Here is a 23,455-nt window from a genome sequence, read left to right on the forward strand (position 1 = left end):
AGTCGATACCTCGGGGTTGTCTCAATGCCTGTATCCATTTCCGAACGGGCATCCTTAATTCTCCCTTTACCGGTTTGAATCGAAGCGATAGCTGCGGTGAATGTCACAGTTGCTTTGGCGGGTTCCGCTTCGCTCAACCCGCCCTACCGAGCTGATCTTTGATGGGTTACGCTTCTCTTCACTTCTATTATCTATAGTAGATATATCATTTTTTTCATAATATTACATATTAAAGTTAAAGAGAGTTCTTTGAGTGAAACACCCGGTAAAGTGGGTTAATTTATGCCTTGTGAAAACTATATTAATTATGCGTCATAAATCCATTTGTTTGCGCAAGCTCCATTCCTTGACAATCGCATAAATGGCGGGAATTACGATCAAGGTGAGCAGCGCGGACGACACCACGCCCCGACCATAGGCGCGGCAATGCGCCGCATCACTTCCGAACCGGTACCGGTGTCTCACATGATCGGTAACAGACCCACCATGATCGCCATAGTCATGATCTTTGGCCGCACACGCTCTACCACACTTTCCATCACCGCTGTATAGAGGTCGGTCACCGTCGGCTGCCGCCCGCGAGTGCAATGAAGCCCACTGCTACCGTAACGCTGAGATTGTAGCCAAGCTGCCATATCAGCCAGACGCCTCCCACCAATGAAAAGGGGACTGACAGCATGACGATGAGGGTTTTGGTGAACCGTCGACCTGCTCCTTTTTATCGCAGGCTACCATCTTAAATTATTGGCTGGAAATTAGCGTCTCACAATACCAAGCGCCTCTCCAATTTTGCATGCCCCAATTCAGGCAATTTGCGTGCCGATATCTGGGTTGACATCTAATAAATTACGCCTACTCTTAAAAAAAGCGTTACAGGAATTTCAGACTTGGATTGGGAGAAGTAGCAGGTGTGACAAGAACGTCGAAATATCCGGGTGGCGGTTGAGTGGACGCCGAAGGTTTTTTTCGGAGTGTTGTTTTACGTAGGCAGTGAACTTTCAAATGAGCCGCAGAGGAGGTTAGGAAAGTGAGTATTTTTCTCGATCTAGCTGGAAAGTCAGGGACGGCATTTTTTAATCTCTTCACAATTTCCGGGGAAGACGGCGGCCTCGGTCTGACCGATGTTCCGGGCGACTCTACTGTCTTCCAAATTACGTATGATGAAACCACAGGTCAGCCGGCGACGGCCGATCGGTTAAACCAGCTCGTGAACAACAATTTCGGCGCGCCGGTTGTAACCACCCAGGATATTATCATCACAGCGTTAAACGGCGGAATCGATCCATACTCGGGCTTGGATATTACGGGGAACGCGTTGAGTTACCTTGACGAGAGCGGCCCCTCGCCCGTAATTCGCAATGTTTGTGATGTTAGCCAGTGTTGTGGAGCGGGGCTTGCCCTATTTGACACAGACGGAAATCACATTACGGCACCCAATCCCGTCATTCTCTATCATGAACTTTCTCACGCCTTCCGCGAAGTGACGGGCACACAGGAGGATAATGATGAGCCTCCGGCCACAACCGATGAGAACGTCATGCGTGGCGTGCTCGGATTATGCCTGCGAGACGTCAATAATCACGATGGAGATTGCGCTGCCGGCGCTGATTGCGGCGGGAGCGACGGCGGTCCCGATGGGGGCCCGCCCGCTGGCGGTTGCGCCGCGGGTAACGATGATGGTGGCTGTTTCATCGTTTCAGTCACGACAGGTTCGTCCGAATCGGCCGAGGTTAACCGTCTCAGACAACTACGGGATGATGTTGCCGGCGTGTCAGGGCTGAGTGCTCAACTCATTTCGGTGATCTATGACGAGTATGCTCAGTTCAGTCCGGGAATTGCGGGCGAGCTTGAGCAGGATGCATTTGCTCGGCAGGCGGTACTGTGGATCGTCGTGCGGCCATTGCTCGCCTGGTATACCCTTGCCGGGGCTCTTGCTCTCGAACAGGCCGATCAGAAAGCGGTCAGCCAGGCTAAGCGGGACGTTTTGAAGGCGTGCCCGCGTTTTCTCGGCGGGTCTTCAATCGTAACCCTGCTTGAAACGCTCCGTTCAGGAGAACCGTTGCCTGCGGATGCCCCTCAATTATTGATCGATTTCGCTCCCCGAATTCAACAAGCGGCGAGATTGCGCTTCGCCTCGTGGGCGATCCTCGACCCGCTCGTGCGCGTATGGACATCGGCAGTGCGTCACCACGATGTAGCCGACGAGGTAGCCCAATGGCTTGCGACCGCACCGCTGGAGCTACTCGCACGGCCAAGCGATACAGAACTGCTTGACTTGGATCTCGGTGGCTTGGCGGGCTTTTTCAATTTCAAGCCGGCAGCACGACGGCAAATTGGTACGCGGCTGGCAACTGCATGGCCGGAGGCCGTTGCCATACTCGAACGACACGGTTTTATCCAACAACGAGGTACATGATGATCAAACAATCGAAAACTGTTGGTAAGGAGAAACAGTTAAAGATACTTGGCACCGCGATTCGCCGCCCGGCGCCGGTCTCCGAAGCCGAAGCGGCGCGAGGCGTCCACGAAGAGTTGCATCTGGCCGTCGAGGTCGAGAATCCGGGCGATAAACCGCTCCATGTCTGGGCAAGCCGGCGCGCATATGACTATGACACGACCACTCACGTACTCACGCTCTATCTTACGGAACATACTCCTGAGCTACCGCCCGGCATCAAGATGATCTCGAACCATCCACGCACACCGAAGCAAGTACTGGTCAATGCCGGAAGCAGCGCCACGCTAGACGTACCGGTTCCGGCAGTCATGCGGCGGCGTATACCCGGGCAAGGGTTCGGCATGGCGTTCGTGGAAGAACCCATCGTGCAGATTGACCGAGTCGATCTTCATATCCAGAGCGCACCCGAACCGATTCCCTCCCTTGGCAAAGAAAATCCCGTTGAACACCGCAAGCGCCTTCGTGCTCATGGCAATGTTATACGGGCCACCATCACACCCACTGAAAAGAAGGAGTACTAAATCATGGCATCAATTAACGACGTCTTTGACGAACTCCAGGCGGTCAACACCACGCTCGGTCAGATTCACGCAGATGGTGTCGCCGAAATCAGTGCGACCAACCAGGTCAAGGCCAGCGTCGACACCCTCGACGCCGATGTCAAAGCCGGTTTCGCTGCGACTATCAACGCGCTAAATACCATTGCAAAGATCGACATTGAAGCGGTCAAGCTACTTTTTCACCTGACGCAGCAGGCCGATACGATGATCTGCGCGCTTGAGCATATTTCGAAAAACACATGCGGAATACTTACCCAAGCCACGATACAGACTCAGCTGCAAACAAGCCTTCGCGATGACGCGGATGTCATCCGGGATATCGAGGAATCCAAACATCCCGAAGCGGTGCTGGAACGCCAGCGGCTCGCAGAGCTTCGCACACAAATCGAGCGGTGCTGCCCCCCTGAAAAACCCAAACCCGCGTGCAACTATGAACCTTGCCTCAGTCCCAGGCCGGTGGAATTACCCGATTTACCAAGGATCGATAATGAGCAGCCACCCGTTGGGTAATGTCGGCAAGGAGGCAGTTGCCGGCGGATCGAGCTCACAACATACCAGGGCACAAAAACCGGGATATATGCCGCGAGATTCTCAATGACTGTGGGTACAGGGAAGCCCGAGACGGCTACCGGAACGCCGGGACTCATACCCCAGTCCGGTAACGTACCGCATCAGATGAGCTCTATCATCGATTACCTTGAGTACTGGGCGACGATCCACCCGGACAAGTGCTTCAGCAGCTTTCTCGATATCCATGGAAAAGAGACGGATGTCTATACGTTCTGGGGCTTCCGTGAGCGCACCCGTCACCTTGCGGAGTACCTTTCCCACCAAACAGGATTGAAGCGCGGTGACCGGGTGCTACTCGTCTATCCGCCCGGGCTCGAAATTATCGTAGCCTTCTTCGCATGCGTACGTATCGGCGCAATCCCGGTTCCGGTTTACCCTCCCCTGCACGCGAATGGCTCGCGAGGCCTTGCAAAACTCGCGTTTGTCGCGCATGACTGCCAGACGAGAATTGCCCTCACTACATGCGGGTATTACCGGTCTTATCAGTTGCTCCTGGAACAGCAACAGATTTCGTTTCTCCCAGACAGTTCCCTCGGATTGCCGAATCTGGACTGGGTCACGACGGACGATGTGAGAGGACGCGCGTCGGACAATTTTCGTAACGAGCCAGGCTCCGTTTTATTCTTGCAATATACCTCTGGATCAACAAACGATCCAAAAGGGGTCATTGTGTCTCACGAGAACGTGATTCACAATTGCAGGGCCACCATTGATCACACTCCAATCGGCGTCTCGTGGTTGCCTCAATACCACGATATGGGACTTATCGGGTACTACCTGTACCCCATAATCACGGGCGGAACGATCTATGGCTTTTCACCAATGGATTTTCTCAAACGGCCGCTCTTATGGCTCCAGACGTTGACCCGGGTTCGTGCAACCTACGCATCTTCCCCAAATTTCGGATTTGAGTACTGCCTGCGGGAGGACAAGGTTCCATCCGGCCAGCTAGGTGACCTGGATCTCGGTTCACTGCGTATTTTGATGAATGCGTCGGAGCCCGTCCTTGCGGAAACATACCACCGCTTCCTCAAGCGGTTCGCTCGCTATGGACTGCGAAGGCAAGCCCATGTTGTCGCCTACGGGCTCGCTGAGAACACACTTGCGGTGACGCACCATGGAAGGCGGCTGGTGATAGTGAACAAGCGGCTTCTTCAGGAAGGTACGCTGAATATCGAGAATGCTCAGCTACCGAATAACGATCAACTTCGCTTGGTCAGCTGTGGTAAACCGTTGCGCGGGATCCGGGTGCGCATCGTTGATCCGGAATCCCCCGTTGTGATGGGCGACAAAAAAATAGGCGAAATCTGGCTTGCCGGAAAAAGCATCTGCCAGGGCTACTGGAATCGTCCCGAGTTGACCCGGAACGTTTTCGGCAACACCATCGCGCATGACCCGGCTGATCACAATGCCTACCTTCGTACCGGCGATCTTGGCTTCATGGAGAAGGGCGAGTTATTCGTATGCGGACGAATTAAGGACCTCGTCATCATCCGTGGAGTCAATTACTTTCCGCAAGATATAGAGAGTATTGTCGAGCTGGCCTCGCAGAAGATACGACGTGGAGGAGTCGTAGCGTTCAACGGAGAGGGGAGTGCGAAGGGAGAAACGTTAGCGGTAGTGGCTGAGATAAATAACTCCAGGGATCTCCCGAATCCCGCTGAAATTACTCATGCGATCCAAGCAGAGTGCGGCATCTCACTCCACACTATTGTCTTTGTTCCCGCACGCACAATTGCAAAGACGACCTCAGGGAAAATCGCGCGGAATCTTACACGCCGGCGCTGGCTGAATAATGAACTTCCTGCGATTGCCACCCATGTCATTGTTAAAGACAAAGAACCTGCGAGGCTTCCCTCACTGGAAACAAAAGACCGGTTTCAACATATTCTTGAACAATACCAACTCACTGGTAAAGAGGAACACACTCTGGCCGAAATCGGAATTGATTCCCTCTCACTAGTCATGCTTCTCGACGAGATCGAACGCCTGCTTGAAGAGTACGGGACGCCTAAACTAATGGATGAGGTTGACGGGCAATTTCTCCAGCAGCTCACGGTCGCCGAGTTCTTTTCCCTGCTCGATCAATTCAAAAAAATGTCGGATGAGCCAGAAGGATCGTTGCAGCGTGTCATCAAGCAACTCAAGCAAGAGCATGACGACCATCAACGGTACCGCATGCGGCGCCATGCAGAAGTGAAACTTATTGACTGCGTAGAGGTTTCGGAGAACGCCGGGCCGCTGACCAGCATACTCCTGACCGGCCCTACTGGTTTCTTTGGGCCGTTCCTGCTGAATAGCCTGCTGTTACAGACCACTTATACTTACCATGTATTGACCCGCGCCACTGACCCGGTTAGCGGAATGGACCGTATCCGTGCCTCCCTCCGCCACGCATGCGTCTGGACGCCAGCCCTCAATGAAGAACTGGAAAAGCGGGTCCGCGTCGTGTGTGGAGACGTTGCACAGCATAACCTGGGAATGCAGGCGGAGCAGTGGAATTCCCTCGCTACGCGTGTCCAGGCGATCATCCACAACGCCGCATTGGTGAATTACGTTTTGAGCTATGAAGCGCTAAGACCGCACAACGTCGAGGGAACCCGGGAATTGCTGCGATTTGCTCGCACTGGTGTTCAGAAAGAGTTCCACCTTATCTCTAGCACGATCATCTTCGGCTGGACGACGAAAAACGAGCTTCTGGAAATTGACAACAACGAAAATATGTTGAATCTCGATTTTGGTTATGCCCAGAGCAAATGGGTCTGCGAACAACTCGTGTTCGCTGCCCAGAAACAGGGGCTTAAGGTACGCGTTTACCGCCCCGCATTTATTTCGGCGTCAACCTGTGGCATCGCGAGTGCGGACGATATCGCTATCCGGTTATTGGCGTTCATGGTCAATCATGGCATCGCCGTTAACTCGCGCAACCAGATCAGCTTTCTTCCCGCCGATATCGCTGCGGATAACATTGCAGCTATATTCAAGCAGCGGCAAATGGCGTGTACTACCTTGCACGTGACGGTTGACGATTACTACAATATGATGGATATCACTCGCCTGATAACTCAAGAATACGGCTACTCTTTTGTTTACTACGATCCTCCCGGTTTCGTAGCAGAGATGCAGCGCCGCTGCACGAAAAACGACCCACTCTATCCCCTGCTGGACTTCTTTAACAGGTCACACCTGAAGATTACTGCGATGCAGCACAAACGCTACAATAATGAACGGTATCGGGAAGCCAGGGCATTATCCGGCAATGGTTACGATCCGAAGCTGAAGGATACAGTATCCTATCTCATGACATACATGCTGCGGGAAGGGATAATTAAAGGAGCGGCGGGAACGCGGACGTTGGAGACTGATCATCCGGTCGAAGATTTCATAAGGTACTGAGATAGGAGATGTAAAGCCCTGCGTAGACGAAAATCAGAAAAGCGATATAGGTCACGGGCCCGCGCCAGGAATAGCCCGGCGTGACACCGCTTTCTGGCTGATAAGGTAGTAGAAGTAGCGTGCCTAGGACTGCCGCGAGTACGATTCCTGACAGCGCGTCAAGCAGGAAGTGCTGCTTGATAACGCATACCGACACCGCGACGACGCTCACGCCTATGAACATTACTGCACCGTATAACTTAGCCGCCTTCCATGCGGAGAATGCCGCGAGTACAGCAATGGAAAGATGGAGGGATGGGAAGAGATTGTAAGGGGGGTCGACGGAGTACAAAAGGGAAACCGCCCAATCAGAAGGACGTGTGACGTCCAGTATGGTTGGCGGTACCCGTAATTTCGCCGATGTTACAGGAAATACCATGAAACATACGAGAGACGTGGCAATTACAGCTGCATATGCAAGCGCGGTACGACGGAGCAACCGGGGGCAGCGGACCACGAACAAAGGTATCAGCGCGGCCGGAAACAGCGACAGGTAGACCCAGATCGATTGCGCCACGAACGGAATTTGCGCGTCAAGGGACACCGCCAATTCGCGAGCGTCCGCCGGGTCTCTCGATAAACCCACACTGAAATAGCCAGTGATAAAGAAGATTATGAGGCCTGTAGTCAGCCCTACCCGTTCTAACAACGCCGGTTTGGAGCACCCGTTCTTGGTCGACGATCTGCACCTCAGCATAATAACCACGTGTTCAATTGTTCAGTAATACGATTTTATCGCGTCATACCTTCTTTCCGTCAATTTGATATTTGTATTGGTGTTCGCCACATCGCCCGGAGACTGAACAACTCTTCTCTCCTGATGTTCCTGCGCAAGCGCGGCAAGTGAAATACCACAGTAAGCAGGTCAATTTGTGCCCGGTGAAAGCAGAATTAGTTATACGTCATATATCCATTTGTTTACGCAAGCCCCATTCCTTGACAATTGCATAAATGGCGGGAATTACGATCAAGGTGAGCAGCGTGGATGACACCATGCCCCCGACCATAGGCGCGGCAATGCGCCGCATCACTTCCGAACCGGTACCGGTGCCCCACATGATCGGCAACAGACCCGCCATGATCGCCACCACAGTCATGATCTTTGGCCGCACACGCTCCACCGCACCTTCCATTACTGCTGCATAGAGATCGGTCACCGTCGGCTTGTCGCCCGTGGATGCGCGTTTCGCGTTTATTGCATCCCAGGCGTGGTCGAGATAGATCAGCATCACGACACCCGTCTCTGCGGCAACACCCGCGAGCGCGATGAAGCCCACTGCTACCGCAACGCTGAGATTGTAGCCAAGCAGCCATATCAGCCAGACGCCTCCCACCAATGAAAAGGGCACCGACAGCATGACGATGAGGGTTTCGGTGAACCGTCGGAAATTAAGGTAGAGAAGCAGAAAAATGATCGCCAAGGTAAGCGGCACGACCACCTTCAGCTTCTGCTTGGCGCGTTCCATGTATTCGAACTGTCCGCTCCAGGTTGCGTAGTAGCCGGGCGGGAATTTCACCTGCTCACGCACCGCCTTTTGTGCCTCGGCCACATAACCGCCGATATCGCGGTTGCGAATATCGACAAAGATGTACGCCGACAGCAGTGCGTTTTCGGTACGAATGCTGGGTGGCCCCTTGATTGTCTTGACGCTTGCCACCTGCCCCAACGGGATCATGCCGCCGTTCGGGAGAGGCACCAGAACCTGAGTGGCGATGCTTAGGGGATCTTGCCGCAGTTCGCGTGGATAGCGTACGGTAACACCGAAACGCTCGCGGCCCTCGACTGTGGTCGTCAGCATCTCGCCGCCAAGCGCCACCGAAATCACTTCCAGCAGGTCGCCGACCGATAACCCGTATCGCGCAAGCTCGATACGGTCGGGTTCGATATCGAGGTAGTACCCGCCGGTCGTGCGTTCCGCGTAGGCACTAGTCGTTCCGGGCACCATTTTGACGACAGTCTCGATCTGCCTGGCGAGCTCCTCCATTTCGCCCAGGTCCTTGCCGAACACCTTGATGCCGATCGGCGTGCGGATGCCGGTGGCGAGCATGTCGATCCTGTTCTTGATCGGCATGGTCCAGGCATTGCTGACCCCCGGTATTTGCAATGCCTGATCCAGTTCCGCTATCAGACTGTCTATGGTCAGACCGGCACGCCACTCATTTTCCGGTTTCAGGTTGATGACCGTCTCCGCCATCTCCAGCGGGGCCGGGTCGGTGGCGGTATTGGCGCGCCCCGCCTTGCCGAACACCGACTCGACCTCGGGGAAAGTCTTGATGATCTTGTCCTGAGTCTGCAACAGCTCGGCGGATTTGGTGACCGACAATGCCGGCAAGGTGATCGGCATAAACAACAAGCTTCCCTCGTTCAGCGTCGGCATGAACTCACTGCCCAATTTCATGGCCGGAAATACCGAAAGTGCGAGCGTAATAACCGCCATGACGATGGTGAGTTTCTTCCAGCGCATGACCCAGGCGATGACGGGGCGGTAGATCCATATCAGAAAGCGGTTAATTGGATTTTTCTGCTCGGGCATGATCTTGCCGCGAATGAACAGAAACATCAGCACCGGCACCAGCGTGATGGACAATAGCGCCGCGCCCGCCATCGCAAAAGTTTTGGTGTAGGCGAGCGGCGCGAACATCCGTCCTTCCTGCGCTTCCAGCGTAAATACCGGCAGGAAGGAAACGGTGATGATGAGCAGGCTGAAGAACAATGCAGGTCCAACTTCCCGACAGGCGTCAATCACTATCTGAAGGCGTGGCGCACCGGGCGGCGCGCGCTCGAGATGCTTGTGGGCATTCTCGATCATGACGATGGCCGCATCCACCATGGCGCCGATGGCAATGGCGATACCACCCAGGCTCATGATGTTGGAATTGAGCCCCAGCATGTGCATGGCGGTGAGCGCGATGAGCACGCCGATGGGCAGCATGACGATGGCGACAAGCGCACTCCTGGCGTGCATGAGAAATACAATGCAGACCACCCCCACAATGATACTTTCCTCGATCAGGACCCGTTTCAGATTGTCGATAGCGCGGTGGATCAGGTCTGAACGGTCATAAACAGCCTGTAGCGACACACCTTCCGGCAAACCGCTGGAAATTTCCTTGATCTTGCTTTTCAGGTTGTCGATGACGTCAAGCGCATTCTGGCCGTAACGCGCGACAGCGATGCCGGAAACCACTTCGCCCTCACCGTTCAGCTCGGCGATGCCGCGCCGCTCATCCGGTGCCAACTCGACCCGCGCCACGTCGCGGATCAGCACCGGTGTGCCTTCCGCAGCCTTGACCACGAGATTTTCGATGTCGGAAATGCCGCGCAGGTATCCTCGGCCTCGCACCACATATTCGGTCTCAGCCATCTCGATCACCCGCCCGCCCACATCGCGGTTGCTCGCTCGGATCACCGCTGCGACCTGGTTGAGAGGAATCCCATAGGCCTGCAGCTTGCGCGGCTCCACAGTAACCTGATAGGTTTTGACGAATCCGCCCACGCTCGCCACCTCGGCCACACCTTGGGCTTTGGTGAGTTGATAACGCACGAACCAGTCTTGTATGGTGCGCAGTTCCGCAAGCGTATGCTGGGCAGCAACCACAACATATTGGTATACCCAACCGACGCCGGTGGCGTCCGGCCCCAGGGTCGGGGTGACACCGCGCGGCATGCGCCCCGATGCAAAATTAAGGTATTCGAGTACTCGTGTGCGCGCCCAGTAGATGTCGGTGTGATCCTCGAAAATGACGTAGATAAAGGATGCGCCGAACACCGACAAGCCACGCACCACCTTGGATTTGGGCACCGCCAGCATGGCCGTGCTCAAGGGATAGGTAACCTGGTCTTCGACCACCTGCGGCGCCTGCCCAGGGTATTCCGTATAGATGATGACCTGTACGTCCGAGAGATCCGGAATCGCGTCCAGGGGCATGCGGATCACGGCGTAGATGCCCAGGCCGATCACGAACGCGGTCCCCAGCAATACCAGGAACACGTTGCGTGCGGACCATTCGATAATTCGGCCCAGCATGTCAGTGCCCCCGCTGATCGTTGGCAGCGGGATTTGGAGTTGGACTGGCAGTTGGGCTGACATATAGCGGCTGGATGCGAACGATGACATATTCACCAGCCGACTCCTCGGCTATCTCGAAATCAACCTTCTGGCCGGGCTTCAGCGACCGCAGCAATGCCGGGTCCCCGGCACGGAAATCCATGGTCATTGCTGGCCAATTGAGGCTGACGATCGGATCATGTGCAATCGTTACCGTCGCATGCACCCAATCCACTTCTTTAACATTGCCTACGCCATGATGACTCACCGGCACAGGTGCGACCTCCGGCGTGGTCATGGATGTGGCGGGCGTGACCTGTCCGTCCTCGCCCGGTGCAGAACCCTGATGGTGGCCGAAGCCGCCTAGCGCCGCCTTGAGGTTACTCTCTGCATCGATCAGAAAGTTCGCGCTGACCACAACCGTTTCTCCCGCTTCCAATCCCTCAAGCACTTCAGCATAGCCATCGGCATGGATGCCCAGTTTTACCGTGCGCGGCTCAAACCGGCCTTCGCCCAAATCAACCAGCACCAGTCGCCGTATGCCGCTGTCGAGCACAGCCGAATCAGGCACGGTAAGCACCTTGTTTTTACTGTGAGTCGAGGCGAACTCCACCCTGCCGTACATGGCGGGCTTGAGCAATCCCTGAACGTTGGGAAGTTCGATACGTACCTTTGCGGTACGGGTTTCGGGCATCACCGTGGGATAGATGAACGTGACCTCGCCGTTGAACACTTTATCCGGATACGCATCCATCCTGATGGCGGCGCTCTGGCCCCGCTGCACTATGCCCAGATCCTGTTCGAACACATCCGCCAGCACCCATACCTTGGAGAGATCGGTAATCTGATACAGTGCTTCTCCAGCCATGAAGCGCTTTCCCTGGATTGCGGGTTTTTCGATCACTGCGCCGCTGGCTGGGGAACGCAGGGTGACATACCGTTTGATCCGGCCTTCTTCCTGCAGGGCTTGCAGGTCGAAATCCGATATGTCCCAGTTGCGCAGTCTCTGCAAGGCATTCTCTGACAGCCGCTGCATGCCCGCCCGAACCTCTGGCCCGCTCCCCTCGACCGACCGCATCCCTTTCCTGGCAATAAGGTATTCATGTTGTGCCGTGATCAGTTCAGGACTGTACACATCCATCAACGCCTCGCCTTTTTTCACCGCCTGGCCGGTGGTATTCACATAAAGCCGCTGGATCCAGCCCTCGAACTTGGGCGCCACGGTATATAGCCGCCGCTCGTCCGCCTGTACCGTTGCCACTGCCCTCACGGTACGGGTGAGTTCGCGCAGCGCGACAATCTCGGTTCTCACGCCCAGCTTTTGTATTTTTTCGGTACTGATCTTCACCACGGAGCTACCAGATGGGGATTCTTCGCCCTCGTAAACCGGGAGATAGTCCATGCCCATTGAGTCTTTCTTCGGCACCGGCGATGTGTCGGGGTGTCCCATCGGATTGCGGTAATAAAGAATCTTCGGCTTGTGTGTCGACGCCTCGGACTTTTGCGGCTCAACCGTAGACGTAGAAGTTGCGGATTTAGCGCTGCCCCACCAATATCCCACAGCCAGGGCCGCCGCGATCAAGGCGATAACCGCTATCAATCTGGCTATGATTTTCACAGAGGCTCCGCCGGGATGGGCAGGCGGACTGGTGACGGCGGTTTGCCGGTGAGTAAATCAATTTCCGCCAGCGCCTTGTTATAGCCTGCCATGGCTGTCGCCAGACTGATCTCATAGTTGAATACCGTCATCTGGCTATCGAGCAGCGTAAGAAAGTCGACACGGTTGACCTGGTATGCGGACATCGCCGATTCAACCGTAAGCCGGGCCTGCGGCAGGATGGCAGTCTGGTAGAGCCGCGCCGATTGCAGGTTTTGTTCGGCCAGCGCCATCTGCTGGCGCAGGCTGGCGGCTACCTCATTGCGTTGCGCTTCGTACATGCTCTGGGCCTGATCGCGCTTCGCCAGGGCTTCTGCAACGCGTGGCGCGAGCTTGTTTTCGCGCCACACCGGCAGATTGACCGCTACAGTCAGGGTTACCATGTCGGGGCGCCTGCTGCCGTCCAGCATGTTGTCGCGCTGACCGTACGCCAGACGCACATCGAAGTCGGGATAATAATTTTTGCGCGCCAGATCCAGCGCTTTTTCGTTACGTGCCACAATACTTTGCAGCGCCAGCAATTGCGGTCGCTGCGAAAGAGCGGTTTCGCGCAACGATTCCAGACTCAAGGTTTCTTCGCGCAATTGCGGCGGCTCAGGTACAGGCGATGCAAGGATTGCGTTGCGGCCTAACGCGCGAATGAGCTCGGCCTCGACTGTCGGTCGTTCACGCGCGAGCTTGAGCAGTTCGTCCAGCATTTTGGATACCTGCGTCTGTGCCTTCAGTGCATCGGCCTGACTTCCCATGCCTACCCCGTAGTGTTGCTCGGCGATGTGGCGCATATCTTCCAGGATCAGCTTGTTTTTCTCGACCAGCCGAGTCTTTTCAAGGATGAGCCCCAGCTCGAAATAAGCAGCCTTGATATCGCGTGCTACACGGTTCACGGTTTCCTGATAACCATGGCCGACACTTTGCGCGTCCTGCATTGCGACATCCTTGCGCAAACCGCGCTTACCGGGGAACGGCACGCGCTGGGACAGACCTATCATTTTCATGGTCATGTCATCGCGATTGAAAGTTGATGATACCAGCGGCGCATTGATCACCCCTGCTTCGAGAATGGGGTCGTCGAGCGCTTCGGCCGGAGCTATTCTCTGGCTGGCGGCCTCGTGCTCCCGCAAAGCAGACCGGATTTCCGGATTGCTTTCCATTGCTTCCGCGATCAGCGCAGCCAATGCGGTAGCGCCATTTGTTGCAGAGGCTTCCATGGCGGATCCAAAAGTAGTCGAGGTACTTTCTGGCACAACGGCGCTAATGGGGGCTTCTGCTTTTACATTCGCTGAAAATATAGCCATGGCAAAAAATGCGGCGGTTGCCGCACTTTGAATCATTCCGGCCGGTTTTCCGGCATCTATTGATCTGGCGCTTCCAGTGTTATTTGGGTTTTTCCACAGGTCTCTCGCGGGAAAGAACCGCTGAGCATGAGTAACTGGAATCTGAATAGCTGCGGGCAGCATTTCCTTTGGAAGCGCCCGGGAGTTTCGAACACCGGGCCGGTGCAATGCAACAGGGAATGAGAGATTCATCCTGGTTTCCTTAACATGTGATGGCAGAGCGGCCGATTAACTGGTACATCGGCTAGCAGTTGCCATTAGCACTCCGGCAACTGCAGCCGCCAGGAGGTACTACCGCAAAAAATCTTGAATATGAATCAGGTATATGATCGCCGATACAATAGGCGGATTTCTTCTATCGAAGAACTAGGCGAGAGGAGGACGTTGCGGTTGCTGCAGGACGAACGAGTAAAAGTGGATATTAAAAGAGACGGGATATGAAAATCCACCGGCGAAATTCAGCGAAGTGGTTACGGAAGGCGGGCCGTTACCACTGATGTGGCAAACGACCCCATCGCAGGAAAGAGCGAAGCCCGCCTCATCTGTGGCGCCATCGGCACCAAGGCCGCTATGGAATTGCTCATGGCTATTGCTGTCATGCTGGCCGCAGGCAACCGGGGGAATGGCGGATGGGACGACGGAAGAGAGTGGAATTATGTGAGCATCGAGCCCCGCCGACATATTTCTGGCTTGCGCACACAACGGCATAATCGCCGCGAGCGCACCTTGCAGCGGCAGTGCCGACATGATTAGAATCAGTATAAACGCGCGTGTACGCAACATCATGTTTTCTAGTATGCTTATTTCTTCTACGTAGAGCAAGTTCAATAGTTTCATGAACCAAGCCTTCCGACGAATATAAGTTATCGTAGTACAGTGGCGGATAAATGCAAGATGGCGCCTCAACTTTCATGTTGAATGCCATATGGAAGCATCATTCATAAGATTGAATTTCAACTGAAAATACCCAGCCATGAGCAAAAAAGCCGACAAAAAAGAAAAAGAAACGGACAAGTCCGTGTCCGATATATCCAAAAAAACCTATGAGGACACGCTATACAAACTGCAGATTGAACTCGTCAAGCTGCAGCGGCACTTCATCAAGTGTGACGACAAGATTCTGGTCATCTTCGAGGGCCGGGATGCGGCCGGAAAGGATGGCACGATCAAGCGTATCACCGAGCATCTGAGTCCGCGCGAGACACGCGTGGTCGCCCTCGGTATCCCCTCGGATCGGGATCGGAGTTCCTGGTATTTTCAACGTTATGTTCCATATCTGCCCGCAGCGCGAGAGCTCGTGCTGTTTAACCGCAGCTGGTACAACCGGGCGGGTGTGGAAAAGGTAATGGGTTTCTGTACTGAAGCCGAGTATGAAGAATTCATGAACTCGGTGCTGGATTTCGAGCATATGCTGATCCGTTCCGGTATCAAGCTCCTCAAGTATTACCTCGACATCAGCAAACCTGAACAGGCAAAACGGCTGGATGAGCGCAAGAAGGACCCGCTCGCTCAATGGAAAATCAGCGGGCTAGACAAGCATGCGCTGAAGAAGTGGGACCAATACAGCCTTGCGCGCGACAAAATGCTGGCCAATACGCACAGTTTCATATCGCCATGGATAATTGTGCATGCCGACGACAAACCGCTGACGCGGCTCAACGTCATCAAGGATATACTCAGCCGGCTGGATTACGCAGACAAGGACGAGCGGCTGATTCTTTCGGATCCGCAGATCGTTACCCCATTTGCGATCTCATCCATCGAGAAAGGCCTGCTGGCTTCGTAACGAAAACCAAGCTCAAATTGGCAGTACCGTCTCAGCACTCTGGAGCTTGCCAGCGCTAATCCGCAATGTCATCGGCAACACCATGAATATGTCGGCACAGCCGGTAATTTCGCCGCCATCACCCATTTCCCACTGCGTCGCAGGCGCGGTGAACTGGAAATAACTACTGTTTTCCGCGTTCCCGTTCACGCGGTGGCCTATTCTTCCTTACGCTTTTCGCAAACCGCTGAATATGCTACACCAATAAATATTCTAGGCGATAGCTGAGATACTTTAAACATAATAAAATTGACAAAGTGCCATGCAGTTAGTACTCTATCTCTTGGTGGCCGGGTTTGCATACAGCGAATGTCGCGGCGTTAATTCAGACTCTTCGCAGCTTTCGCATGATGATAAACAGGTCTCTGGCAATGATATCTACTTTCGGTTTATTGATTGCCTGTGCACCGATGAGCCGTTATGAAGCGGTTAAAAGTCCCGCGATCCTTAAAGCTGTTCAGAATGCCAGAACATATGGCGACCACAACGCTTTAGCGAAGCGTTTTGAAAATCTCGCCAAGGAAATGCGCATGAAAGCAGAGGAACAGAAAAGATTACTTGAGCATTATCAGGAAAAAAGCTATCTCTACGGAAGAGAAGCGCAGGACCGGAAATCGCATACCTGGGCTTTAATGCATCGGTATGAACAAGCGGCAAAGACAAGCCTCAGTAAAGCAGCGGCACATCGGCAAATGGCGGCAAAACTCAAGCAGGATGATTATGGTACTTTTATCCGGCAAACAGATAACACCCGTCAATAATCCTAAAACTACTGAAAACAATTGAGGTAAGCGTATAGAGGCGACTGTTTTTGCCATATTTGGAGACCCGTAATTCAAGGTCACCGATAGCAGCCGAATCAGGGCTATTGGAAGGTGGCCGTTAAACGATGAATATGAAATCAATCTGGCTAATATGCAGGGAAGCATCGTTGCTGTCATTGATAAAGAGGTGCCTCCCGCTCGTAATTCTTGTTATCTTTACCGTGATCAGTATCGCTGCGTTGAACGGGTTGGCGAGAAATATCGCCCAGAAGAGGGATTTTTTCAGCGACCCGTTGTGCACCGAGGCATTATGGAAAAAAACCTATCATGCCGGCCACGATTTGCCTCACGAAAGCACGCTACCGGAAAAGATCAAGACGGTTAAAGGCAGAAAAAGCGTTTAGACCAACGTTATATCATCTGGCGACCAAAATACTGATGCCTCGGCTACTTACAGGAGCGGATGAGGAAGTTCGCAACCGGAAGTATGCAATCTTTGCGGAACAATCAGACCGACGACAGGAATTAAGCCAGCAACCGATCAGGGTTTAGCGGTGCCTTATACAAAGCACTGCGTTATCATGGCGGCAGTTCACTTACCTCTCCTCCATGCCTGATCTCGAAACCTTCTTTTCCGCTGTCGGCGCGCTTGCCCGTACTGTGCCGGGATACAGCATGCGCGCGCAGCAACTTGAAATGGCGCAGGCAATAGCGGAAACCATCGCCGCAAATTCTCTCCTCGTTGCCGAGGCAGGTACAGGCACAGGCAAAACCTTTGCCTACCTGGTCCCGGCGTTGCTGGCTGGCGGCAAGGTGATTATCTCCACCGGCACCAAGACCCTGCAAGATCAGCTCTTCAACCGCGATATTCCTACCGTGCGGACGGCACTCAAGGCCCCAGTCACCGTGGCGTTATTGAAAGGACGAGCCAACTACGTCTGTCATTACCATCTGGAGCGCACGGTGCAGGAGGGTCGTGCCATCCTTGCCAGCCGTGAAGAGGTGAAATATCTGAAGCTGATTGAACGCTACGCCGCCATCACCAAAAGCGGTGACAAAAGCGGATTGAGCGAAGTGCCGGAAAACGCCACGGTCTGGCAGCAGGTGACTTCCACACGCGACAATTGCCTCGGTTCGGAATGCCCGCATCACAAGAATTGCTTTGTCATGGAAGCCCGCAAGCAGGCGCTTGCAGCGGATGTGGTCGTAGTCAACCATCATCTGTTCTTCGCAGACGTCATGTTGCGCGATGAAGGCCTGGCGGAACTGCTCCCCGCCTGCAACACAGTAATATTCGACGAAGCCCACCAGTTGCCGGAAACCGCCAGCCTGTTTTTTGGAGAATCGGTAAGCACCAGTCAATTGCTGGAGCTTGCTCGCGACACCGAAGCGGAAGCGGTGCGGGGCGCAAAAGATTTTACCGCCCTGCCCCCAGCCATAGCGGCAATGGAAAAAGCGGCACGCGACTTTCGGCTGACTATCGAGGGCGAGAATACGCGCCTGCCGCTGGCCGCTACGATGAAGAATGCCAAATTCGGCAGTGCGCTGGATGAACTGCTGAAAAAACTCGATGCGCTGGTAGATATGCTGGAAAGCCAGGCAGAGCGCTCGGAAGGACTTGAGAACTGCTGGCAACGTGCGCGAGAGATTTCCAGCAACATAAAACGCTGGCGTGACCAGGCAGAAGCCGAAGGGTTTGTGCGTTGGGTGGAAGTGTTCAGTCACGCACTGCAACTCAACGCCACGCCGCTTTCCATCGCAGAAATTTTCAACAAACAGTTGAGCGGGTCTCCCCGCGCATGGGTATTCACTTCCGCCACGCTTTCGGTAAAAGGCGATTTCTCGCACTACAAAAACGAAATGGGCCTGGATACGGAATTGAATCCCGCACAGTCAGCCTGCTGGGAGAGCCCATTCGACTTTGCCAACCAATCCCTGCTTTATGTACCCACCGGCATGCCCGAACCCAACAGCCGGGAATACACCGAAGAAGTGATAAAAGCCGCACTGCCGGTATTGAAAGCCAGCCGTGGCCGTGCTTTTTTCCTGTGCACCAGCCTGCGCGCAATGAAACGCGCGCACGAGCTGCTGCTGGAGGCATTCGAGCGGGAGAAACTCGACTATCCCATACTGCTGCAAGGCCAGGGCTCGCGCTCCCATATGCTGGAACGCTTCCGTAAAATGGGCAATGCCATACTTATCGGCAGTCAATCCTTCTGGGAAGGTGTGGATGTACGCGGTGAAGCGTTGTCGGTCGTGATAATCGACAAGCTGCCCTTCGCCCCGCCAGACGACCCGGTGCTCGCAGCGCGCATAGACAAAATCAACAAGGAAGGGCGCAATGCCTTCATGGAATATCAACTGCCGCGCGCGGTCATCAACCTCAAGCAAGGCGCGGGTAGATTGATCCGCGATGAAACCGATCGCGGCGTACTGATGATTTGCGACCCGCGCCTCATCACCAAATCCTACGGCAAGAAGATTTGGCAAAGCCTGCCGCCGATGAAGCGCACGCGAGAATTGGCTGAGGTGGAGGCGTTTTTTGCCACGAATAATAAGGCCGTCGTGACCAGTGACTCATAACCGGCCGGGTATTCAGCTTCGTAAACGGTTTTAGTATGGTTGCGACCTTACAGGCTTATCCACTGCCCGAGTTGGCGCAGGCAATTGTCGCGTCAAGAGACCCCTAAGAGTTTCTCTTAGCATAAAACCAGAGTTTCCCCAATATACTCATAGTACTAATCGAGCTAGGATAGGGTCAACTAATCTATTTGGGTTCATTACTATTATGAAAACAAAATCTGGAAAGTTCCTTGCCGCGATATCGATGATAGGGCTGTTGGCTTCGCTAAGCGCCCCCGCTACTGCAGTTGATAATTCTGCCGACACCCCTGAAATCCGTGCGGCGATTCAGAATGCCACCACCCGGAGCGATCATGAGGCCATAGCAATACATTATGAAGACGCGGCTTCGCAGATGCAGGCAAAAGTAAATGAACAAAAGGAGTTGCTGGAACAGTATCAGAATAAAAGCTATCTCTATGGTCGGCGGGCGCAAGACTTGCAATCCCATACTGAAGCGTTAATTCGGAATTACGAGCGCACTATCGCAGCAGATATACAAGAAGCCGCTTTGCATCGTCAAATGGCTTCAAAACTCGACGAAAACCATGCGACGTCAGAGGCTCAGAGCCAAGAACTTCAAGCGAGCTATCGGTAGATTTTAAGTCGAGACAATATTAAAGGTAGTTTCAGTAACTCACCTTAAATGTCGAACTACCTTCCGACAGGGCTTGCGGTGGATCATAGATCCTCGTAAGCGTGCTGAGATAGGTGGGGCATGAAGCGCGTCTTGCGGCCCTGATCCGCAGATGCGCCATCCCCTACACTTTCAGTTTTGCCAAGCTCCGCGCGCCGGATGCCATGGTAGAGCAAAGTGGAGAGAGTGACCAGGTCGCGCTTGCCCTTGAGTGTCTCCGAATCAGGGCGCATGCAATAGCGCGCGCCTGCGCATCGCCAAGGGCCGGGGTCTTGCCCTGCTGCGATTCCCTCACTGGCCGCTTCACCCCTTGACAATGGGATTTACCTCAATACTTGCAATAAGTTTTATTTCAGCCTTACAGGGGCTCGTAACGCCTTCTACAACGTGAACTCGGAGCTATGCAGAGATGGCTCGGTTTCTGTTTAACCACCACCTCCGCACCCCCCTCCACAACCACCTCCATCACCTGAGCAACCATCCCCATCACCCCCGCAGCCACCTTCTGAAGCATCATCATGCTGCTCGCCACTGATGGCGTAGTCATTGTCCAGGACATGGTTGAATCCGGCAGGTATCTTCAGCGCGCTATCAATCGCGAACAGAAGTGGGAGCCGCTCAGGCGAATACTGATTTATTCCCTCCCAATCACAGGCCAATCGCCATGCTCTGCTTATGCCCTCGGCAAAGGAAGTCGGCGAACTCGCCTCGCTTGCAGGGACATGATGGAGAAAACGACCCATGGTACTCCAGCAGAAACGCTCGTAAGATCGTGTGATCAGAATGAACTCATGCCAGGCGCAATCCACCACGCGGGAGGGCATCGAAACTTCTTCCCTCCCGCTCATATGGCAAAATTGAAAATACTGGCTTAGCCCTTGCATGACGAGGCGCAGATGCTCGTCGGATAGATGAGGATAATGATTCCTGACTTGTTCCTTTATTGAATCGGGGAACGCGAACTCATTAATAAATGCGGAACGATACCCGTTTTGCGCACTTTTTCGGGGTCTTCTTTTTCGAGGTCTTTTCGCCTGAAACAACGAAAAAAATAGAAGGAAGCTCAAATAAAGAAAAAAAAGCAGGATATCGCTTGCTTCCGCCACCCATTTAAACATTCCATACATACCGATAACTACTCCATAAAAGAAGATCGGTCCAAAAATCCGGGGGTGTGGTTCTTCCTTCTTTTAAGAAAGAGCTCCAAGTGGAATTATTGCTTTCATTGGCAATATTCGCTCACGTTCATGACCCTCCCGGTATGTCACCGACGTGCCCATTGTTTCGTCCCGTAACCCACAATCGATATTCGACGATATTTCATTTCCCTGGGTAAGCGTATTAATACGGAGAACAGATACGTAGTTGCCACAAGCGCTTGAATAAAACCATAAATAAATTGGAGTATGTGAACGCACCTGAAGCAGTTGATGGCCTATATGGATGTCGTGACGCACACGCGATGGATGCGTCGGGAAAGCGTGAAAAAAATGCATGTGGAGTTGCCTGCAGATGTCTCGCTTCCAACCTGAGCTGTATAAAGGCGTCCAGCAGTTTTTTAAAAAGCCTGGAGATCATCCAGTAAGTCGCGCACCGGATCGGGGATGGTATAAACCGGTTCCGGACGGTTAGCCGGCTTCATCCATGGACAACCGGCAATTGTTATCTGCTGGGCCCATCATGATGATCGTATGAAAAACCCTGAATGCCGATCAAAGCGGACGTACCGCTCGATAGATCAAGGTCGGGATGACAGATTGCTTCTGCGCTAGACGAGTCCGCGTGTCGCGGCAAACAAATATCCGAACACGCACGAAGTGGATACGCCAATCAGTCCGGGCAGGATGAAGCTGCTATCTAGCAGGTATTTGCCGGTATGCGGTGCCGGAGAGATCGAACTGGATGGCTGCCAGATCGCTTGGATAAGTGGGCAGGATAAAATAGCCATAGCTCGCAGCCGCAAAAGCGATGACGTATCCGGGCGCCACGCCGATCGACAGAGCCAGCGGTACCATTGCGGTGATGGCGGCTGCCTGGGAATTTACCAGCCTGGAAACCATCAGCAACGCAATCGCATAAGTCCAGGGCTGGGCCTCTACCAACCCCGACAACGCGATCTTCACATCTTCCAGATTCGCTTCGAATACGGTGTTAGCCATCCAGGCAACACCAAATACCGCAACGACAGCAACCATGCCGGCACGGAAAACATCGTTTCGGGCTATGGCTGCGGGATCCGTTTCCGTAAATAAAATAATGAGGGCCCCGGCCAACAGCATGAATATCTGAATGGTGATCACCATCGATAATGGTTTACCATCGACAACGGGTCTCAGCGATTCGATTGCGCCGAGCATGGACACCACCATTATCGCGCCGATAAATATGCCCATTGCGATCCATTGGCCGGGCAGCAACTGCTTCTTTTCCAATGGAGCGGTCTCGCCGTACACGCGCTTCCAGTTATCGGGGTCGGCAATATATGCCTGGAACCGTTTATCGTCATCGAGCTCCTTGCTGCGGAACCCGCTGAAAATACTGACTATCAATACGCCGACCAACGTTGAGGGGATCGTAATTGACAACACGGTAATGAAATCGATTGCCGCGCCTTCCACAGGTATGGCGGCAAGAAATGTCGCCAGCGAAACCATTGCCACCGATACCGGACTCGCAACGATGCCCATCTGGCTGGCAACAGCGGAAGCAGCCATCGGGCGCTCCGGGCGGATGCCGTTCCTGATCGCGACGTCATAGATGATGGGCAGCATCGTATAAACGACATGGCCTGTGCCGCATACCATCGTCAATCCGCAGGTCGTAAAAGGTGCCAGCACCGATATGAATTTCGGATTGCGCCGCAAGAGTTTCTCTACTCCCCGCAACACCACCTCCAATCCTCCCGAGGCCTGCAGCGTTGCCGAGGCAGCCACGACCGCGATGATGGTAAGTATCACATCCACTGGCGGTTTTCCCGGCGATAACCGGAAAACGAATACCAATATGACGAGGCCAATGCCGCTTAGCAAGCCCAGCGCAACGCCCCCTTTTCGCGTGCCGTAAACCAGACAGGCAAGAATGATGGCCAGTTCCAGAAGGAAATCCGTGCTGCTCAATTTTCTCAGGTAATAATGAACAACCGCTTATCTTGAATCCAGAGCCGACATATCACCCAAACACAACAGTCATCTGCTGGCGAATTCGTGCCGTGGAAAGGCAAGAAAGAATATAAATGACTATGCATTTACCATAATTGCTCATAAACAGCAAAATGAGCCCTCTACATCCCGGTCGATGCCCATACAAGTGATTGATCGGGAAAAACGCGGCTGATATTATGCCCCACCTATTCTGGCTGAGTTAGAGCTTTTCCCACTAAACAGGATGCGCCATGTCCGATGCGTTCTCGTTCGTGGAAGACCGATTCAGCCAGATCTGTAACTCATCAATGCTTATTGCTTTCATGCAATTAACATTTGGCAACAATCTGCTTTCATGAGCAAGCGCACAAACACGTAGCGTGAATACGTAGTTCTACGTATTC

At 53.8% G+C, this 23,455-nt stretch carries 18 protein-coding genes and 1 pseudogene; 9 read left to right on the plus strand and 10 right to left on the minus strand.

The annotated features are described in order from the left end of the window. Positions 1–312: 312 nt before the first annotated feature. Positions 313–706 (minus strand): annotated as a pseudogene (locus tag BLP78_RS05455) (efflux RND transporter permease subunit); the annotation flags it as partial. Positions 707–1,027: 321 nt separating this feature from the next. Here BLP78_RS05455 and BLP78_RS05460 point away from each other — a divergent pair. The 4 genes from BLP78_RS05460 to BLP78_RS05475 all read left to right on the plus strand — a co-directional run bounded on the left by BLP78_RS05460 (position 1,028) and on the right by BLP78_RS05475 (position 6,984). Then, complete coding sequence (locus BLP78_RS05460; RefSeq protein WP_090457301.1) at positions 1,028–2,416, plus strand: type III secretion system effector protein; 1,389 nt, start codon at positions 1,028–1,030, stop codon at positions 2,414–2,416. Next, the gene (locus tag BLP78_RS05465) at positions 2,413–2,979 is read left to right on the plus strand and encodes a hypothetical protein (protein ID WP_143002894.1); all 567 of its coding nucleotides are present in this window, start codon (positions 2,413–2,415) and stop codon (positions 2,977–2,979) included. The genes BLP78_RS05460 and BLP78_RS05465 overlap by 4 nt, the downstream gene beginning before the upstream one ends. A 3-nt stretch (positions 2,980–2,982) precedes the next feature. After that, entirely contained in the window at positions 2,983–3,528 is a 546-nt protein-coding gene (locus BLP78_RS05470) for a hypothetical protein (RefSeq protein WP_090457305.1), read from the plus strand. A gap of 84 nt (positions 3,529–3,612) precedes the next feature. Continuing rightward, positions 3,613–6,984: a thioester reductase domain-containing protein gene (locus tag BLP78_RS05475; RefSeq protein WP_218118917.1), complete on the plus strand. Its 3,372-nt coding sequence runs from the start codon at positions 3,613–3,615 to the stop codon at positions 6,982–6,984. Here BLP78_RS05475 and BLP78_RS05480 read toward each other — a convergent pair. From BLP78_RS05480 to BLP78_RS05500, 5 genes are all read right to left on the minus strand, one after another. Further along, positions 6,971–7,672 carry a phosphatase PAP2 family protein gene (locus tag BLP78_RS05480; protein WP_176752787.1) on the minus strand — a complete coding sequence of 234 codons (702 nt, stop codon included), beginning with the start codon at positions 7,670–7,672 and terminating at the stop codon, positions 6,971–6,973. The two genes, BLP78_RS05475 and BLP78_RS05480, sit on opposite strands and share 14 nt — an antisense overlap. Before the next feature lie 253 nt (positions 7,673–7,925). Then, positions 7,926–11,051: an efflux RND transporter permease subunit gene (locus tag BLP78_RS05485; RefSeq protein ID WP_090457310.1), complete on the minus strand. Its 3,126-nt coding sequence runs from the start codon at positions 11,049–11,051 to the stop codon at positions 7,926–7,928. A 1-nt stretch (position 11,052) separates the two neighbouring features. Continuing rightward, a complete protein-coding gene (locus BLP78_RS05490) occupies positions 11,053–12,690 on the minus strand; it encodes an efflux RND transporter periplasmic adaptor subunit (protein ID WP_090457312.1) in 1,638 nt (545 codons plus the stop codon). Next, the gene (locus BLP78_RS05495) at positions 12,687–14,255 is read right to left on the minus strand and encodes a TolC family protein (RefSeq protein ID WP_256330098.1); all 1,569 of its coding nucleotides are present in this window, start codon (positions 14,253–14,255) and stop codon (positions 12,687–12,689) included. The genes BLP78_RS05490 and BLP78_RS05495 overlap by 4 nt, the downstream gene beginning before the upstream one ends. A 174-nt stretch (positions 14,256–14,429) precedes the next feature. Next, complete coding sequence (locus BLP78_RS05500) at positions 14,430–14,900, minus strand: hypothetical protein (protein WP_090457314.1); 471 nt, start codon at positions 14,898–14,900, stop codon at positions 14,430–14,432. 136 nt (positions 14,901–15,036) lie between these two features. Between BLP78_RS05500 and ppk2 the strand changes: the two genes are divergently transcribed. Beyond that, a complete protein-coding gene (gene ppk2 / locus BLP78_RS05505) occupies positions 15,037–15,849 on the plus strand; it encodes a polyphosphate kinase 2 (protein WP_090457316.1) in 813 nt (270 codons plus the stop codon). 12 nt (positions 15,850–15,861) lie between these two features. On the opposite strand, the gene BLP78_RS15520 is transcribed toward ppk2, so the two are convergent. After that, entirely contained in the window at positions 15,862–16,038 is a 177-nt protein-coding gene (locus BLP78_RS15520; RefSeq protein ID WP_176752788.1) for a hypothetical protein, read from the minus strand. Positions 16,039–16,235: 197 nt separating this feature from the next. On the opposite strand from BLP78_RS15520, the gene BLP78_RS05510 reads away from it, so the two are divergent. From BLP78_RS05510 to BLP78_RS05525, 4 genes are all read left to right on the plus strand, one after another. Then, complete coding sequence (locus BLP78_RS05510; RefSeq protein ID WP_371128859.1) at positions 16,236–16,649, plus strand: hypothetical protein; 414 nt, start codon at positions 16,236–16,238, stop codon at positions 16,647–16,649. 170 nt (positions 16,650–16,819) lie between these two features. Next, positions 16,820–17,056, plus strand: a complete 237-nt coding sequence (locus BLP78_RS05515) for a hypothetical protein (protein WP_143002895.1) — start codon at positions 16,820–16,822, stop codon at positions 17,054–17,056. A gap of 205 nt (positions 17,057–17,261) precedes the next feature. After that, the gene (locus BLP78_RS05520) at positions 17,262–19,235 is read left to right on the plus strand and encodes a DNA repair helicase YoaA (protein WP_090457320.1); all 1,974 of its coding nucleotides are present in this window, start codon (positions 17,262–17,264) and stop codon (positions 19,233–19,235) included. Between the two features lie 205 nt (positions 19,236–19,440). After that, on the plus strand, positions 19,441–19,872 hold the full coding sequence (locus tag BLP78_RS05525) for a hypothetical protein (protein WP_090457322.1): 432 nt from the start codon (positions 19,441–19,443) through the stop codon (positions 19,870–19,872). Between the two features lie 83 nt (positions 19,873–19,955). Here BLP78_RS05525 and BLP78_RS05530 read toward each other — a convergent pair whose 3' ends face one another. From BLP78_RS05530 to BLP78_RS05540, 3 genes are all read right to left on the minus strand, one after another. After that, positions 19,956–20,144, minus strand: coding sequence for a hypothetical protein (locus BLP78_RS05530; RefSeq protein ID WP_090457324.1), 189 nt, complete (start codon positions 20,142–20,144; stop codon positions 19,956–19,958). Between the two features lie 192 nt (positions 20,145–20,336). Beyond that, a complete protein-coding gene (locus tag BLP78_RS05535; protein ID WP_090457326.1) occupies positions 20,337–21,038 on the minus strand; it encodes a glycine-rich domain-containing protein in 702 nt (233 codons plus the stop codon). A gap of 726 nt (positions 21,039–21,764) precedes the next feature. Next, entirely contained in the window at positions 21,765–23,027 is a 1,263-nt protein-coding gene (locus BLP78_RS05540; protein ID WP_305367055.1) for an anaerobic C4-dicarboxylate transporter, read from the minus strand. Positions 23,028–23,455 lie beyond the last annotated feature (428 nt).

The organism is Nitrosospira sp. Nsp1 (assembly GCF_900100985.1).
Taxonomy (GTDB): domain Bacteria; phylum Pseudomonadota; class Gammaproteobacteria; order Burkholderiales; family Nitrosomonadaceae; genus Nitrosospira.

Bases quoted from the DNA above. Each gene is read 5' to 3' on its own strand.
- BLP78_RS05530 (WP_090457324.1), bottom strand. From the start codon at position 20,144: ATGCGCCCTGATTCGGAGACACTCAAGGGCAAGCGCGACCTGGTCACT.
- BLP78_RS05485 (WP_090457310.1), bottom strand. From the start codon at position 11,051: ATGCTGGGCCGAATTATCGAATGGTCCGCACGCAACGTGTTCCTGGTA.
- BLP78_RS05470 (WP_090457305.1), top strand. From the start codon at position 2,983: ATGGCATCAATTAACGACGTCTTTGACGAACTCCAGGCGGTCAACACC.
- BLP78_RS05535 (WP_090457326.1), bottom strand. From the start codon at position 21,038: ATGTATGGAATGTTTAAATGGGTGGCGGAAGCAAGCGATATCCTGCTT.
- BLP78_RS05520 (WP_090457320.1), top strand. From the start codon at position 17,262: ATGCCTGATCTCGAAACCTTCTTTTCCGCTGTCGGCGCGCTTGCCCGT.
- ppk2 (WP_090457316.1), top strand. From the start codon at position 15,037: ATGAGCAAAAAAGCCGACAAAAAAGAAAAAGAAACGGACAAGTCCGTG.
- BLP78_RS05510 (WP_371128859.1), top strand. From the start codon at position 16,236: ATGATGATAAACAGGTCTCTGGCAATGATATCTACTTTCGGTTTATTG.
- BLP78_RS05465 (WP_143002894.1), top strand. From the start codon at position 2,413: ATGATGATCAAACAATCGAAAACTGTTGGTAAGGAGAAACAGTTAAAG.
- BLP78_RS05500 (WP_090457314.1), bottom strand. From the start codon at position 14,900: ATGAAACTATTGAACTTGCTCTACGTAGAAGAAATAAGCATACTAGAA.
- BLP78_RS05495 (WP_256330098.1), bottom strand. From the start codon at position 14,255: ATGAATCTCTCATTCCCTGTTGCATTGCACCGGCCCGGTGTTCGAAAC.
- BLP78_RS05525 (WP_090457322.1), top strand. From the start codon at position 19,441: ATGAAAACAAAATCTGGAAAGTTCCTTGCCGCGATATCGATGATAGGG.
- BLP78_RS05475 (WP_218118917.1), top strand. From the start codon at position 3,613: ATGACTGTGGGTACAGGGAAGCCCGAGACGGCTACCGGAACGCCGGGA.